Here is a 13,878-nt window from a genome sequence, read left to right on the forward strand (position 1 = left end):
CACTGTTGGCATCCTCAGTACTGAACCTTTCTGGTTGGTTATTGCACGCGAGAATAGACCAATGAGACGGGATTCTTTGTTCTCAACGGTTAGGAGATATCATGAAAGTAGCAAAAGACCTGGTGGTGAGCCTGGCGTATCAGGTTCGTACCGAAGACGGTGTGTTGGTTGACGAGTCACCGGTGAGTGCGCCGTTGGATTATCTGCACGGTCATGGTTCCCTGATTTCTGGTCTGGAAAAAGCGCTGGAAAATCACGCGGTCGGCGACAAGTTTGACGTGCATATCCCGGCAAACGACGCGTACGGCCAGTACGATGACAACCTGGTGCAGCGTGTACCGAAAGACGTGTTCATGGGCGTTGACGAGCTGCAGGTTGGCATGCGCTTCCTGGCAGAAACCGACCAGGGCCCGGTGCCGGTCGAGATCACCGAAGTGGAAGATGAGCACGTGGTGGTTGATGGTAACCACATGCTGGCGGGTCAGAACCTGAACTTCAATGTGGAAGTGGTCGCTATCCGTGAAGCCACGGAAGAAGAGATCGCTCACGGCCACGTTCATGGCGCTGACGGCCATCATCACGATCATGACCACGACCATGGTCACGATCATGAGCACGGTCACGGCGGCTGCGGCGGCCACGGTGGTTGCGGCTGCAACCACTAAGTGTAAAAAGGCCACCTGCGGGTGGCCTTTTTATTGGGCAGCAAAGCGCGCGATATTAATAGTGCGGCGGCGGGGTCTCTTCCGCTTGCGAAGCGACCATGGACGGGGCGGCGGCCTTCACTTTATCCACCAGCAGACGCACCTGCTCACGCAGTTTACTCATTTCCAGCTCGTGCTGAACCACCGTCTGATTGAGCTGCTCAATGGTATGTTCCTGGAAAGCCAGCTTGCTCTCCAGCGCCTCAAGGCGTTGATCCCATTCTGGTTGTTGCATCATCACTCCTCCTGTCACGGTGCTGCGCGTTGATCTTGTCGGGCGTGATTCTACGGTCTTTCGTGTCAGAATCACCTGATATTTCACCTTCGGTCTGGCGTATGCATTGAATTCCCGCGTTGCGCCTATATCTCTGATGAAACTTCCTGAAGCAAAAAAGGTCGGAGGTTGACCGGGTAATTACACTGTGGGAGTGTTCGCCACTGCCACGTAAAGTTATAGTGTGGGCCACTGTCCGCAATGATTCCCGAGGTTTTGAAGCTTCGGTTTTGGAGAAAGGATGAAATCACTGTTTAAAGTCACATTGTTAGCTACCACCATGGCCGTCGCGCTGAATGCACCGCTGGCAATGGCAGCAGAAACCACTGCGGCACCGGCTGACGCAGCGCAGGCTGCGCCACAGGCGCCGAAAAATGCTGCCTTCAAAAACGAAGACCAGCAGTCAGCCTATGCGCTGGGCGCCTCCCTGGGTCGCTACATGGACAACTCTCTGAAGGAGCAGGAGAAACTGGGTATCAAACTGGACAAAGACCAGCTGATTGCCGGTGTTCAGGATGCGTTTGGCGGCAAGAGCAAGCTGTCTGACGAAGAGATTGAGCAGACGCTGCAGGCGTTTGAAGGCCGCGTGAAAGGGGCCGCTCAGGCGAAGATGGAAAAAGACGCGAAAGAGAATGCCGACAAAGGCACCGCTTACGCAGACAAGTTCGCCAAAGAGAAGGGCGTGAAGAAAACCGAATCTGGCCTGCTGTATCAGGTAGAGAAAGAGGGCAGCGGTGAAACCCCGAAAGACAGCGATACCGTGGTGGTTAACTACAAAGGTACGCTGATTGACGGCACCGAGTTCGACAACTCTTACACGCGCGGCGAGCCGCTGTCGTTCCGTCTGGACGGCGTAATCCCGGGCTGGACCGAAGGTCTGAAGCACGTGAAGAAAGGCGGTAAGATCAAGCTGGTGATCCCACCGAACCTGGCTTACGGCAAAAACGGCGTGCCGGGTATTCCGGCCAACTCCACGCTGGTGTTCGATGTTGAGCTGCTCGACATCAAGCCGGCGCCGAAAGCCGATGAGAAAGCGCAGGCTCCGGCCGCCGCTGACAAGAAAGCGCAGTAAGCTGACTTGCACCGCCGCCTTCGGGCGGCGGTTTTGTTTTCGCTCATCCTGAATTTGCGGCGCGATGAGTAAAGCTCTGGCTAAAAACGGCGACATTTGCCAGACTAGCGCCTGCACAATGATCATAAGATGAGTCTGCCCCAATGCTGTCGAGACAGGCTCCAGCCATTTAGGGTAATGTCTTCGATGTCTAATCCATTCAATCCCGGCGAACTGACTGACTTCGATTTACTGGAGCAGCGTCCGTTCGAACAAGCAGACTACGATATTCTTAAATCCTACGAAGCGGTGGTCGACGGTCTGGCGATGCTGATTGGCTCGCACTGCGAAATCGTGCTGCACTCTCTGGAAGATCTTAAATGCTCCGCCGTGCGTATCGCCAACGGCGAACATACCGGCCGCAAAGTGGGTTCCCCGATTACCGATCTGGCGCTGCGCATGCTGCATGATATGCACGGCGCGGAGAGCAATGTGTCGCGCGCCTACTTCACGCGAGCCAAAAGTGGCGTGCTGATGAAGTCGGTAACCATTGCGATTCGTAACCGGCAGCAGCGGGTGATTGGCCTGCTGTGCATCAATATGAACCTGGACGTACCGTTTTCGCAGATTATGTCGACTTTCATGCCGCCGGAGACGCAGCAGGTGGATTCCAACGTCAACTTTGCCAGCTCGGTAGAGGATCTGGTCACCCAGACGCTGGAGTTCACTATTGAAGAGGTGAGCGCCGATCGCAACGTGTCGAATAACGCCAAGAATCGCCAGATCGTCCTCAATCTGTACGAGAAGGGCATTTTCGATATTAAGGACGCCATTAACCAGGTGGCCGATCGCCTCAATATTTCTAAGCACACCGTGTATCTGTATATCCGCCAGTTTAAGAGTGGCGATCTGCAGGGGCAGGATCGCTAATGCGCTACACGCTGCTGGTGACCGGGCCGGCTTACGGCACACAGCACGCCAGTAGCGCGCTGCTGTTTGCCCGTGCGCTGCTGGCACAGGGACATCAGCTGGAAAGCGTGTTCTTTTACCGCGAAGGCGTGCTGAATGCTAACCAGCTCAGCGCGCCGGCCAGCGATGAAGTGGACATGGTGCGCGCCTGGCAGCAGTTGCGCGACGACAGTGGCGCGGCGCTGAATATCTGTGTGGCAGCCGCGTTGCGGCGCGGCGTGACCGATGCGCAGGAGGCGGCGCGCCTGCAGCTGGCGGGCAGCAATCTGCAGCCCGGATTTACCCTTAGCGGCTTGGGCGCGCTGGCGGAAGCCGCGCTGAGCTGCGATCGCCTGGTGCAGTTCTGATGAACCGCGTGGCGTTTCTGTTTACGCAGGCTCCGCACGGCAGCAGTGCTGGCCGGGAAGGGCTGGATGCCGTGCTGGCGACTGGCGCGCTGAGCGAGGATATCGGCCTGTTCTTTATTGGCGACGGCGTGCTGCAGCTCAACCGCGATCAGCAGCCGGCGCAGATTCTGGCGCGTGACTATATTGCGACCTTTGGCGTGCTGGCGCTATACGACATCGATCGCTGCTATATCTGTCAGGCGTCACTGCTGGCACGTGGCCTGAGCCTCACGGCAGCGCGCGTGCTGGATGCGCAGCTGCTGGAACCTGCCGCGCTGCGTCAGACGCTGGCAACTTATGACCGTATCCTCCGTTTCTGAGAACTGACCATGCTCTACACCCTGCTGCACTCTCCCTGGCAATGCGATTTCGATAGCCTGCTGCTGCTGTTGCAGGAGGGCGATGACGTGCTGCTGTTACAGGATGGTGTGACGGCCGCGCTGGCAGGCAGTGAGAAGCTGCAGCAGCTGCTGGCATCGCCCGCCACGCTGTGGGTATTAGAAGAAGACGTGATGGCGCGCGGGCTGGCTGCGCAAATTTCGACCAATGTGTCGCGTCTGAACTATACTGGTTTCGTTACGCTGACGACGAAGCATCCACAACAAGTGGCCTGGTGAGGGGTAAAACCTGGTTATTTCTTGACACCCTATGGGCACAGCCCTAAAATTCTGCCTCCTCGTAGTAATACGAGGCGATTTATTACGTGTTTACGAAGCAAAAGCTAAATCCAGGAGCTATTTAATGGCAACAGTTAACCAGCTGGTTCGCAAACCACGCGTTCGTCAGGTTGCTAAAAGCAACGTGCCGGCGCTGGAAGCTTGCCCGCAAAAACGTGGTGTTTGTACTCGTGTTTACACCACTACCCCGAAAAAACCAAACTCCGCACTGCGTAAAGTCTGCCGTGTGCGTTTGACTAACGGTTTTGAAGTCACCTCCTACATCGGCGGTGAAGGTCATAACCTGCAGGAGCACTCCGTGATCCTGATCCGTGGCGGTCGTGTAAAAGACCTGCCAGGTGTGCGTTACCACACCGTTCGTGGCGCGCTGGACTGCTCAGGTGTTAAAGACCGTAAGCAGGCTCGCTCCAAGTACGGCGTGAAGAAGCCAAAGGCTTAATGGTTCTCCGTTAAGTAAGGCCAAACGTTTTAACTTTAATGTCAAAATAAACTCGTAGAGTTTTGGACAATCCTGAATTAACAACGGAGTATTTCCATGCCACGTCGTCGCGTCATTGGTCAGCGTAAAATTCTGCCGGATCCTAAGTTCGGATCAGAGCTGCTGGCTAAATTTGTAAATATCCTGATGGTAGATGGTAAAAAATCTACTGCTGAATCAATCGTCTATACCGCACTTGATACCCTGGCTCAACGTGCTGGTAAAGACGGTCTGGAAGCTTTCGAAGTTGCACTCGAAAACGTACGTCCGACTGTCGAAGTTAAGTCACGTCGCGTTGGTGGTTCAACCTACCAGGTTCCAGTTGAAGTCCGTCCGGTTCGTCGTAATGCCCTGGCAATGCGTTGGATCGTAGAAGCTGCTCGTAAACGCGGTGATAAATCGATGGCTCTCCGCCTGGCGAACGAACTTTCTGACGCTGCAGAAAACAAAGGTACTGCAGTGAAGAAACGTGAAGACGTTCACCGTATGGCTGAAGCCAACAAGGCGTTCGCACACTACCGCTGGTAATCGCCACGTAGTTGTTGTTAAACCAGCGGGCGCTCATTCAGCCAACCCGCTGGGGTCGACTTACATTGAACGTCCGAGAATCAGAGGAATCAAATGGCTCGTACAACACCCATTGCGCGCTACCGTAACATCGGTATCAGCGCACACATTGACGCCGGTAAAACCACTACCACCGAGCGTATCCTGTTCTACACCGGTGTTAACCACAAAATCGGTGAAGTGCACGATGGCGCTGCAACCATGGACTGGATGGCGCAGGAGCAGGAGCGTGGTATTACCATCACCTCTGCAGCGACCACTGCGTTCTGGTCAGGTATGGCGAAGCAGTTTGAGCCGCACCGCATCAACATCATCGACACCCCGGGACACGTTGACTTCACCATCGAAGTAGAACGTTCTATGCGTGTGCTCGACGGCGCAGTAATGGTTTACTGTGCAGTAGGTGGCGTGCAGCCGCAGTCTGAAACCGTATGGCGTCAGGCAAACAAATATAAAGTTCCACGTATCGCGTTCGTTAACAAAATGGACCGTATGGGTGCGAACTTCCTGAAAGTTGTTGGTCAGATCGAATCACGTCTGGGCGCAACTCCGGTTCCACTGCAGCTGGCTATCGGCGCAGAAGAGAACTTCACCGGTGTTGTTGACCTGATCAAGATGAAAGAGATCAACTGGAACGACGCCGATCAGGGTACTACCTTCGTTTACGAAGATATCCGTGCTGAGTTGCAGGAACTGGCTGAAGAGTGGCGTGGCAAGCTGATTGAAGCAGCTGCTGAAGCTTCTGAAGAGCTGATGGAGAAATTCTTTAGCGGTGAAGAACTGTCTGAAGAAGAGATCAAATCTGCTCTGCGTAAGCGCGTACTGAACAACGAGATCATCCTCGTGACCTGTGGTTCTGCATTTAAGAACAAAGGTGTTCAGGCGATGCTGGATGCAGTCGTTGAATATCTGCCAGCACCAACTGACGTTCCGGCGATCAACGGTATCCTGGACGACGGTAAAGATACCCCGGCTGAGCGTCACGCAACTGACGACGAGCCGTTCTCTGCGCTGGCGTTCAAAATTGCCAACGACCCGTTCGTAGGTAACCTGACCTTCTTCCGCGTTTACTCGGGTGTGGTTAACTCGGGCGATACCGTACTGAACTCCGTGAAATCTGCACGTGAGCGTTTCGGTCGTATCGTTCAGATGCACGCCAACAAACGTGAAGAGATCAGCGAAGTTCGCGCAGGCGACATCGCTGCAGCAATCGGTCTGAAAGACGTGATCACCGGTGATACCCTGTGTGATCCATCTAACCCGATCATTCTGGAGCGTATGGAATTCCCTGAGCCGGTAATTTCTATCGCCGTTGAGCCGAAAACCAAAGCTGACCAGGAAAAAATGGGTCTGGCTCTGGGTCGTCTGGCGAAAGAAGACCCGTCATTCCGCGTATGGACTGACGAAGAGTCTAACCAGACCATCATCGCTGGTATGGGTGAGCTGCACCTCGACATCATCGTTGACCGCATGAAGCTTGAATTCAACGTTGAAGCGAACGTCGGTAAACCTCAGGTTGCTTACCGCGAAGCGATTCGCTCTAAAGTTACCGATATCGAAGGTAAACACGCCAAGCAGTCTGGTGGTCGTGGTCAGTACGGTCATGTTGTTATCGACATGTACCCACTGGAGCCGGGTTCGAATCCGAAAGGCTACGAATTTGTCAACGATATCAAAGGTGGTGTGATTCCTGGTGAATACATCCCTGCGGTTGATAAAGGTATCCAGGAGCAGCTGAAGTCTGGTCCACTGGCCGGTTACCCGGTAGTTGATCTGGGCGTGCGCCTGCACTTCGGTTCTTACCATGACGTTGACTCCTCTGAGCTGGCGTTTAAACTGGCCGCTTCTATCGCCTTCAAAGATGGCTTTAAGAAAGCACAGCCGGTTCTGCTTGAGCCAATCATGAAGGTTGAAGTAGAAACCCCAGAAGAGAACACCGGTGACGTTATCGGTGACCTGAGCCGCCGTCGTGGTATGCTGAAAGGTCAGGAATCTAACGCGACTGGCGTTCAGATTCACGCTGAAGTTCCGCTGTCTGAAATGTTCGGATACGCGACTCAGTTGCGTTCTCTGACCAAAGGCCGTGCTTCTTACTCCATGGAGTTCCTGAAGTACGATGATGCGCCGAACAACGTCGCTCAGGCCGTTATTGAAGCTCGTAGCAAATAAGGCTACGGTTTAAAAATTGTGAACTGATGCCTTCATCATTGATGAAGGCATAACGTAAGGATTATCGCCATGGCGAAAGAGCAATTTCAACGTAACAAACTGCACGTAAACGTGGGCACCATCGGTCACGTTGACCACGGTAAAACCACCCTGACTGCAGCCATCACCACCGTTCTGGCTAAAACCTACGGCGGTCAGGCGCGTGCATTCGATCAGATCGATAACGCGCCAGAAGAGAAGGCTCGTGGTATCACCATCAACACCTCTCACGTTGAATATGAACCCCCGACCCGTCACTACGCACACGTTGACTGCCCAGGCCACGCCGACTATGTGAAAAACATGATCACCGGTGCTGCGCAGATTGACGGCGCGATCCTGGTTGTTGCTGCGACTGATGGCCCAATGCCTCAGACCCGTGAGCACATCCTGCTGGGCCGTCAGGTTGGCGTTCCTTACATCATCGTGTTCCTGAACAAGTGTGACATGGTTGATGACGAAGAGCTGCTGGAACTGGTTGAGATGGAAGTTCGCGATCTGCTGTCTCAGTACGACTTCCCAGGCGACGATACCCCAATCGTACGCGGTTCTGCGCTGAAAGCGCTGGAAGGCGACGCTGAGTGGGAAGCGAAAGTCGTTGAGCTGGCTGGTCACCTGGATACTTACATTCCAGATCCAGTACGTGCTATCGATCTGCCGTTCCTGCTGCCAATCGAAGACGTATTCTCAATCTCTGGCCGTGGTACCGTTGTTACCGGTCGTGTTGAGCGCGGCATCGTGAAAGTGGGCGACGAAGTAGAAATCGTTGGTATCAAAGCGACTGCCAAGTCTACCTGTACCGGTGTTGAAACGTTCCGCAAACTGCTGGACCAGGGTCAGGCAGGCGAGAACTGTGGTGTTCTGCTGCGCGGTATCAAGCGTGAAGAGATCCAGCGTGGTCAGGTTCTGGCTAAGCCAGGCACCATCAAGCCACACACCAAGTTCGTATCAGAAGTGTACGTACTGTCTAAAGACGAAGGCGGCCGTCATACTCCGTTCTTCAAAGGCTACCGTCCACAGTTCTACTTCCGTACTACTGATGTGACCGGCAACATCGAACTGCCAGAAGGCGTTGAGATGGTAATGCCAGGCGACAACATCAAAATGACCGTTGAGCTGATCCACCCAATCGCGATGGACCAGGGTCTGCGTTTCGCAATCCGCGAAGGCGGCCGTACCGTTGGCGCGGGCGTTGTTGCTGAAGTTCTCGCTTAATTGCGTTAATAACGGTGGTAACTCCGGTTGCCACCGCAGCATGAAAAAGAGCACTTCGGTGCTCTTTTTTTTTTGCTTTGCATTGACCGGCACGCCTAATCCCACACAAAAGCTACGTTGAAATAAAAACCATTCTCATTTACACTTTGATCGGAAATTGTACTGGAGTGGGCTGTAAATGTACGTCTGTCTGTGTAATGCCGTAAGCGACCGAACCCTGCGTGAAGTTGTCCGCCGTTATCAACCCAAATCGATTCAGCAACTGCGCCAGCTGGTGCCTATCGGCAAGCAATGCGGCAAGTGTATTCGCGTGGCGCGCGATATTATGGATGATGAAATGCAAAACGTGCCTCTTTACAAAGAGATAGCGTAACTACGCATCCGCTTCGCCTGAATAACCCCAAAAACTGTCGCGTTTTTTTGACTTCTTTTTATCCGCATCTACGCTCTATTTATCTGCAAGCGGAGGAAGCACAATGAAGGGCGACGGCAAAATCATTACTCACCTCAATAAATTGCTGGGAAATGAACTGGTTGCAATCAACCAGTACTTTCTACATGCGCGCATGTTCAAAAACTGGGGCTTAATCCGCCTCAACGATGTTGAATACCATGAATCCATTGATGAAATGAAACATGCGGACAAGTACATCGAACGCATTTTGTTTCTCGAAGGCATTCCTAATCTGCAGGATCTCGGCCGGCTGCGCATTGGTGAAGACGTACCGGAAATGCTGCAGTCGGACCTGACGCTCGAACTGGAAGGGGCGAAAGACTTACGCGAAGCGATTGCGTACGCCGATAAAGTTCATGATTACGTCAGCCGCGACATGATGATCGAGATTCTGGCGGATGAAGAGCACCATATCGACTGGCTGGAAACTGAGCTCGACCTGATTCAGAAACTGGGTCTGCAAAACTATCTGCAGGCCCAGCTGAAAGAAGAGGGCGATAAGTAGCGTTTGCCGTGCCGTTCCACCTGTTGATTGCAGCCCGCCCCGTGCGGGCTTTTTTACCGGAGCGTGCTTTTGCGGTTAAAAACGCAGCATGGGTTGCTTCCTGAACAGATTTGCGTATAATGCGCGGGCCTGCCGATATTGGTGTGGCGCGATTCGAGCAGAATCGCAGGCGATAGCGATTAGTGTATCGCCTGACAATACTCCCGATTGGGGAGTTATATGCTGAACGATTACACTCCCCCATCAATCGTAATGGGTGCGGGTAGTAATTTTTTTCGTTTATAAAATGTTTGGAGCCTTGGTCTCATGTCGAACCAAAGAATCCGTATCCGTCTTAAAGCGTTTGATCATCGCCTGATCGATCAATCAACCGCGGAAATCGTCGAGACTGCCAAGCGCACTGGTGCGCAGGTACGTGGTCCGATCCCGCTGCCGACTCGCAAAGAGCGCTTCACCGTTCTGATCTCTCCGCACGTTAACAAAGATGCGCGTGATCAGTACGAAATCCGCACTCACAAGCGTCTGGTAGACATCGTTGAGCCAACTGAAAAAACCGTTGATGCTCTGATGCGTCTGGATCTGGCTGCCGGTGTTGACGTGCAGATCAGCCTGGGTTAATCAGGTCATCGAGCGATTGAGAGGTTGATACAATGATTGGTTTAGTCGGTAAAAAAGTGGGCATGACGCGCATCTTCACTGAAGAAGGCGTTTCAATCCCAGTAACCGTAATCGAAGTTGAAGCAAACCGCGTTACCCAGGTCAAAGGTCTGGAAAACGATGGTTACCAGGCGATCCAGGTTACCACCGGTGCAAAAAAAGCAAACCGTGTTGGTAAGCCGGAAGCAGGTCATTTTGCTAAAGCTGGCGTTGAAGCTGGCCGTGGTCTGTGGGAATTCCGCACCGAAGGTGAAGAATACTCTGTTGGCCAGAGCATCAGTGTTGAAATTTTCGCTGACGTTAAAAAAGTAGACGTTACCGGTACCTCTAAAGGTAAAGGTTTCGCAGGTACCGTTAAGCGCTGGAACTTCCGTACCCAGGACGCTACGCACGGTAACTCCTTGTCTCACCGCGTTCCGGGTTCTATCGGTCAGAACCAGACTCCGGGCAAAGTGTTCAAAGGCAAGAAAATGGCTGGTCAGCTGGGTAATGAGCGCGTAACCGTTCAGAGCCTGGAAGTAGTACGTGTTGACGCTGAGCGCAACCTGCTGCTGGTCAAAGGTGCTGTCCCGGGTGCAACCGGCAGCGACCTGATTGTTAAACCAGCTGTGAAGGCGTAAGGGGATAGCAATGGAATTAGTACTGAAAGACGCGCAGAGCGCGCTGACTGTTTCCGAAACTACCTTCGGTCGTGATTTCAACGAAGCGCTGGTTCACCAGGTTGTTGTTGCTTACGCTGCAGGTGCTCGTCAGGGTACTCGCGCGCAGAAAACTCGTGCTGAAGTAACTGGTTCAGGCAAAAAGCCATGGCGTCAGAAAGGCACCGGCCGTGCGCGTTCAGGTTCTATCAAGAGCCCGATCTGGCGTTCAGGTGGCGTGACCTTCGCTGCGCGTCCACAGGACCACAGTCAAAAAGTTAACAAAAAGATGTACCGCGGCGCGCTGAAAAGCATCCTGTCCGAGCTGGTACGTCAGGACCGTCTGATCGTTGTCGAGTCGTTCTCTGTTGAAGCGCCTAAAACTAAGCTGCTGGTACAGAAACTGAAAGACATGGCGCTGGAAGACGTGCTGATCATCACCGGTGAACTGGATGAGAATCTGTTCCTGGCTGCGCGTAACCTGTACAAGGTTGACGTGCGTGATGCAGCGGGTATCGACCCAGTTAGCCTGATCGCCTTCGACAAAGTCGTTATGACTGCAGAAGCAGTTAAGCAAGTTGAGGAGATGCTGGCATGATCCGTGAAGAACGTCTGCTGAAAGTACTGCGCGCGCCGCACGTATCTGAAAAAGCATCAACCGCGATGGAAAAAACCAATACCATCGTTCTCAAAGTTGCCAAAGACGCGACCAAAGCAGAGATCGTTGCTGCTGTTGAGAAACTGTTCGAAGTAGAAGTGAAAGACGTAAACACCCTGGTTGTTAAGGGTAAAGTTAAGCGTCACGGACAGCGTATCGGTCGTCGTAGCGACTGGAAAAAAGCTTACGTCACCCTGAAAGAAGGCCAGAACCTGGACTTCGTCGGCGGCGCTGAGTAAGTCGGAGGAGAAAGACAATGGCAGTTGTTAAATGTAAACCGACATCTCCGGGTCGTCGTCACGTTGTTAAAGTGGTGAACCCTGAGCTGCACAAAGGCAAGCCTTTTGCCGCGCTGGTTGAAAAAAACAGCAAATCCGGTGGTCGTAACAACAATGGTCGTATCACTACCCGTCATATCGGTGGTGGTCACAAGCAGGCTTACCGTATTGTTGACTTCAAACGCAACAAAGATGGTATCCCGGCAGTTGTTGAGCGTCTTGAGTACGATCCGAACCGTTCTGCGAACATCGCACTGGTTCTGTACAAAGATGGCGAGCGCCGTTACATCCTGGCCCCTAAAGGCCTGAAAGCTGGCGACCAGATTCAGTCTGGCGTTGATGCTGCGATCAAAGCAGGTAACACCCTGCCGATGCGTAACATCCCGGTTGGTTCAACCGTGCATAACGTAGAAATGAAACCAGGTAAAGGCGGTCAGATTGCCCGTTCTGCTGGTGCTTACGTGCAGATCGTTGCGCGTGAAGGTTCCTACGTTACCCTGCGTCTGCGTTCAGGCGAAATGCGTAAAGTCGAAGCTGACTGCCGCGCAACCCTGGGCGAAGTCGGTAACGCTGAGCACATGCTGCGCGTTCTGGGTAAAGCCGGTGCAACCCGTTGGCGTGGTGTTCGTCCTACCGTTCGCGGTACTGCGATGAACCCAGTCGATCACCCGCACGGTGGTGGTGAAGGTCGTAACTTTGGTAAGCACCCGGTAACTCCGTGGGGCGTTCAGACCAAAGGTAAGAAGACCCGTAGCAACAAGCGTACTGATAAATTTATCGTACGTCGCCGTAGCAAATAATTTTAGAGGATAAGCCATGCCACGTTCTCTCAAGAAAGGTCCTTTTATTGACCTGCACTTGCTGAAGAAGGTAGAGAAAGCGGTGGAAAGCGGTGACAAGAAGCCCCTGCGCACTTGGTCCCGTCGTTCAACGATCTTCCCTAACATGATCGGTTTGACCATCGCTGTCCATAATGGTCGTCAGCACGTTCCTGTCTTTGTTTCCGACGAAATGGTCGGCCACAAGCTGGGTGAATTTGCACCGACACGTACTTATCGCGGCCACGCTGCTGATAAGAAAGCCAAGAAGAAATAAGTAGGAGGAAGAGATGGAAACTATTGCTCAACATCGCCATGCTCGTTCTTCTGCTCAGAAGGTTCGCCTTGTTGCTGACCTGATTCGCGGTAAGAAAGTGTCGCAGGCTCTGGATATTCTGACTTACACCAACAAGAAAGCGGCTGTACTGGTTAAGAAAGTCCTGGAATCTGCCATTGCTAACGCCGAACACAACGATGGCGCTGATATCGACGATCTGAAAGTTGCGAAAATTTTCGTAGATGAAGGCCCTAGCATGAAGCGCATTATGCCGCGTGCTAAAGGTCGTGCAGATCGCATCCTGAAGCGCACCAGCCACATTACTGTGGTTGTGTCCGATCGCTGAGACTCTGGAGACTAGCAATGGGTCAGAAAGTACATCCTAATGGTATTCGCCTGGGTATTGTAAAACCATGGAACTCTACCTGGTTTGCGAACACCAAAGAATTCGCTGACAACCTGGACAGCGACTTTAAAGTACGTCAGTTCCTGAACAAAGAACTGGCAAAAGCGTCTGTATCTCGCATCGTTATCGAGCGTCCGGCTAAGAGCATCCGTGTGACCATTCACACCGCTCGCCCGGGTATCGTTATCGGTAAAAAAGGTGAAGACGTTGAAAAACTGCGCACGGTCGTAGCGAACATCGCTGGCGTTCCTGCACAGATCAATATCGCCGAAGTCCGTAAACCGGAACTGGACGCAAAACTGGTTGCTGACAGCATCACTTCACAGCTGGAGCGTCGTGTGATGTTCCGTCGTGCGATGAAGCGTGCTGTACAGAACGCAATGCGTCTGGGCGCTAAAGGTATCAAAGTTGAAGTTAGCGGCCGTCTGGGCGGTGCTGAGATCGCACGTACCGAATGGTACCGTGAAGGTCGTGTACCGCTGCACACTCTGCGTGCTGACATTGACTACAACACCTCTGAAGCGCACACCACTTATGGTGTAATCGGCGTTAAGGTATGGATCTTCAAAGGTGAGATCCTGGGTGGTATGGCTGCTGTTGAACAACCGGAACCGGCTGCTCAACCTAAAAAGCAGCAGCGTAAAGGCCGTAAGTAAGG

At 53.0% G+C, this 13,878-nt stretch carries 21 protein-coding genes; 20 read left to right on the forward strand and 1 reads right to left on the reverse strand.

Going from position 1 to position 13,878, the window contains the following annotated elements:
• Positions 1-101: 101 nt before the first annotated feature.
• Positions 102-665 carry a peptidylprolyl isomerase gene (gene slyD, locus H7K56_RS18410; protein WP_021507454.1) on the forward strand — a complete coding sequence of 188 codons (564 nt, stop codon included), beginning with the start codon at positions 102-104 and terminating at the stop codon, positions 663-665.
• 55 nt (positions 666-720) lie between these two features.
• On the opposite strand, the gene H7K56_RS18415 is transcribed toward slyD, so the two are convergent.
• Positions 721-939, reverse strand: coding sequence for a SlyX family protein (locus tag H7K56_RS18415; protein ID WP_010616434.1), 219 nt, complete (start codon positions 937-939; stop codon positions 721-723).
• 280 nt (positions 940-1,219) lie between these two features.
• Here H7K56_RS18415 and fkpA point away from each other — a divergent pair, with 280 nt between their 5' ends.
• The 19 genes from fkpA to rpsC all read left to right on the forward strand — a co-directional run bounded on the left by fkpA (position 1,220) and on the right by rpsC (position 13,876).
• Entirely contained in the window at positions 1,220-2,050 is an 831-nt protein-coding gene (gene fkpA / locus H7K56_RS18420) for an FKBP-type peptidyl-prolyl cis-trans isomerase (protein ID WP_021507456.1), read from the forward strand.
• A gap of 186 nt (positions 2,051-2,236) precedes the next feature.
• Positions 2,237-2,959 carry a helix-turn-helix transcriptional regulator gene (locus tag H7K56_RS18425; RefSeq protein WP_021507457.1) on the forward strand — a complete coding sequence of 241 codons (723 nt, stop codon included), beginning with the start codon at positions 2,237-2,239 and terminating at the stop codon, positions 2,957-2,959.
• Positions 2,959-3,345, forward strand: coding sequence for a sulfurtransferase complex subunit TusD (gene tusD, locus H7K56_RS18430; protein ID WP_021507458.1), 387 nt, complete (start codon positions 2,959-2,961; stop codon positions 3,343-3,345). The genes H7K56_RS18425 and tusD overlap by 1 nt, the downstream gene beginning before the upstream one ends.
• Positions 3,345-3,704, forward strand: a complete 360-nt coding sequence (gene tusC / locus H7K56_RS18435; protein ID WP_058770980.1) for a sulfurtransferase complex subunit TusC — start codon at positions 3,345-3,347, stop codon at positions 3,702-3,704. The genes tusD and tusC overlap by 1 nt, the downstream gene beginning before the upstream one ends.
• 9 nt (positions 3,705-3,713) lie before the next feature.
• Complete coding sequence (tusB, locus tag H7K56_RS18440) at positions 3,714-4,001, forward strand: sulfurtransferase complex subunit TusB (RefSeq protein ID WP_150360735.1); 288 nt, start codon at positions 3,714-3,716, stop codon at positions 3,999-4,001.
• A gap of 124 nt (positions 4,002-4,125) precedes the next feature.
• A complete protein-coding gene (gene rpsL, locus H7K56_RS18445) occupies positions 4,126-4,500 on the forward strand; it encodes a 30S ribosomal protein S12 (protein ID WP_010616440.1) in 375 nt (124 codons plus the stop codon).
• A 96-nt stretch (positions 4,501-4,596) separates the two neighbouring features.
• The gene (gene rpsG / locus H7K56_RS18450) at positions 4,597-5,067 is read left to right on the forward strand and encodes a 30S ribosomal protein S7 (protein WP_007886246.1); all 471 of its coding nucleotides are present in this window, start codon (positions 4,597-4,599) and stop codon (positions 5,065-5,067) included.
• A 93-nt stretch (positions 5,068-5,160) separates the two neighbouring features.
• Entirely contained in the window at positions 5,161-7,275 is a 2,115-nt protein-coding gene (gene fusA / locus H7K56_RS18455) for an elongation factor G (protein WP_150360734.1), read from the forward strand.
• Positions 7,276-7,344: 69 nt separating this feature from the next.
• A complete protein-coding gene (tuf, locus tag H7K56_RS18460) occupies positions 7,345-8,529 on the forward strand; it encodes an elongation factor Tu (protein ID WP_182689038.1) in 1,185 nt (394 codons plus the stop codon).
• Positions 8,530-8,707: 178 nt separating this feature from the next.
• Positions 8,708-8,902 carry a bacterioferritin-associated ferredoxin gene (gene bfd, locus H7K56_RS18465; protein WP_150360733.1) on the forward strand — a complete coding sequence of 65 codons (195 nt, stop codon included), beginning with the start codon at positions 8,708-8,710 and terminating at the stop codon, positions 8,900-8,902.
• Between the two features lie 103 nt (positions 8,903-9,005).
• A complete protein-coding gene (gene bfr / locus H7K56_RS18470) occupies positions 9,006-9,488 on the forward strand; it encodes a bacterioferritin (RefSeq protein ID WP_021508213.1) in 483 nt (160 codons plus the stop codon).
• Positions 9,489-9,794: 306 nt separating this feature from the next.
• Positions 9,795-10,106, forward strand: coding sequence for a 30S ribosomal protein S10 (rpsJ, locus tag H7K56_RS18475; RefSeq protein WP_006120582.1), 312 nt, complete (start codon positions 9,795-9,797; stop codon positions 10,104-10,106).
• Positions 10,107-10,138: 32 nt separating this feature from the next.
• The gene (rplC, locus tag H7K56_RS18480; RefSeq protein WP_021508214.1) at positions 10,139-10,765 is read left to right on the forward strand and encodes a 50S ribosomal protein L3; all 627 of its coding nucleotides are present in this window, start codon (positions 10,139-10,141) and stop codon (positions 10,763-10,765) included.
• A 10-nt stretch (positions 10,766-10,775) separates the two neighbouring features.
• Positions 10,776-11,381, forward strand: coding sequence for a 50S ribosomal protein L4 (gene rplD / locus H7K56_RS18485; protein WP_021508215.1), 606 nt, complete (start codon positions 10,776-10,778; stop codon positions 11,379-11,381).
• Entirely contained in the window at positions 11,378-11,680 is a 303-nt protein-coding gene (gene rplW, locus H7K56_RS18490) for a 50S ribosomal protein L23 (RefSeq protein ID WP_010618574.1), read from the forward strand. The genes rplD and rplW overlap by 4 nt, the downstream gene beginning before the upstream one ends.
• 17 nt (positions 11,681-11,697) lie before the next feature.
• Positions 11,698-12,519, forward strand: coding sequence for a 50S ribosomal protein L2 (gene rplB / locus H7K56_RS18495; protein WP_010618573.1), 822 nt, complete (start codon positions 11,698-11,700; stop codon positions 12,517-12,519).
• Positions 12,520-12,535: 16 nt separating this feature from the next.
• On the forward strand, positions 12,536-12,814 hold the full coding sequence (gene rpsS / locus H7K56_RS18500; protein ID WP_001138115.1) for a 30S ribosomal protein S19: 279 nt from the start codon (positions 12,536-12,538) through the stop codon (positions 12,812-12,814).
• Positions 12,815-12,827: 13 nt separating this feature from the next.
• Complete coding sequence (gene rplV, locus H7K56_RS18505; RefSeq protein ID WP_007891659.1) at positions 12,828-13,160, forward strand: 50S ribosomal protein L22; 333 nt, start codon at positions 12,828-12,830, stop codon at positions 13,158-13,160.
• Between the two features lie 17 nt (positions 13,161-13,177).
• A complete protein-coding gene (gene rpsC / locus H7K56_RS18510) occupies positions 13,178-13,876 on the forward strand; it encodes a 30S ribosomal protein S3 (protein WP_021508216.1) in 699 nt (232 codons plus the stop codon).
• Positions 13,877-13,878 lie beyond the last annotated feature (2 nt).

Source organism: Pantoea dispersa (assembly GCF_014155765.1).
GTDB classification, from domain to species: Bacteria; Pseudomonadota; Gammaproteobacteria; order Enterobacterales; family Enterobacteriaceae; genus Pantoea; species Pantoea dispersa.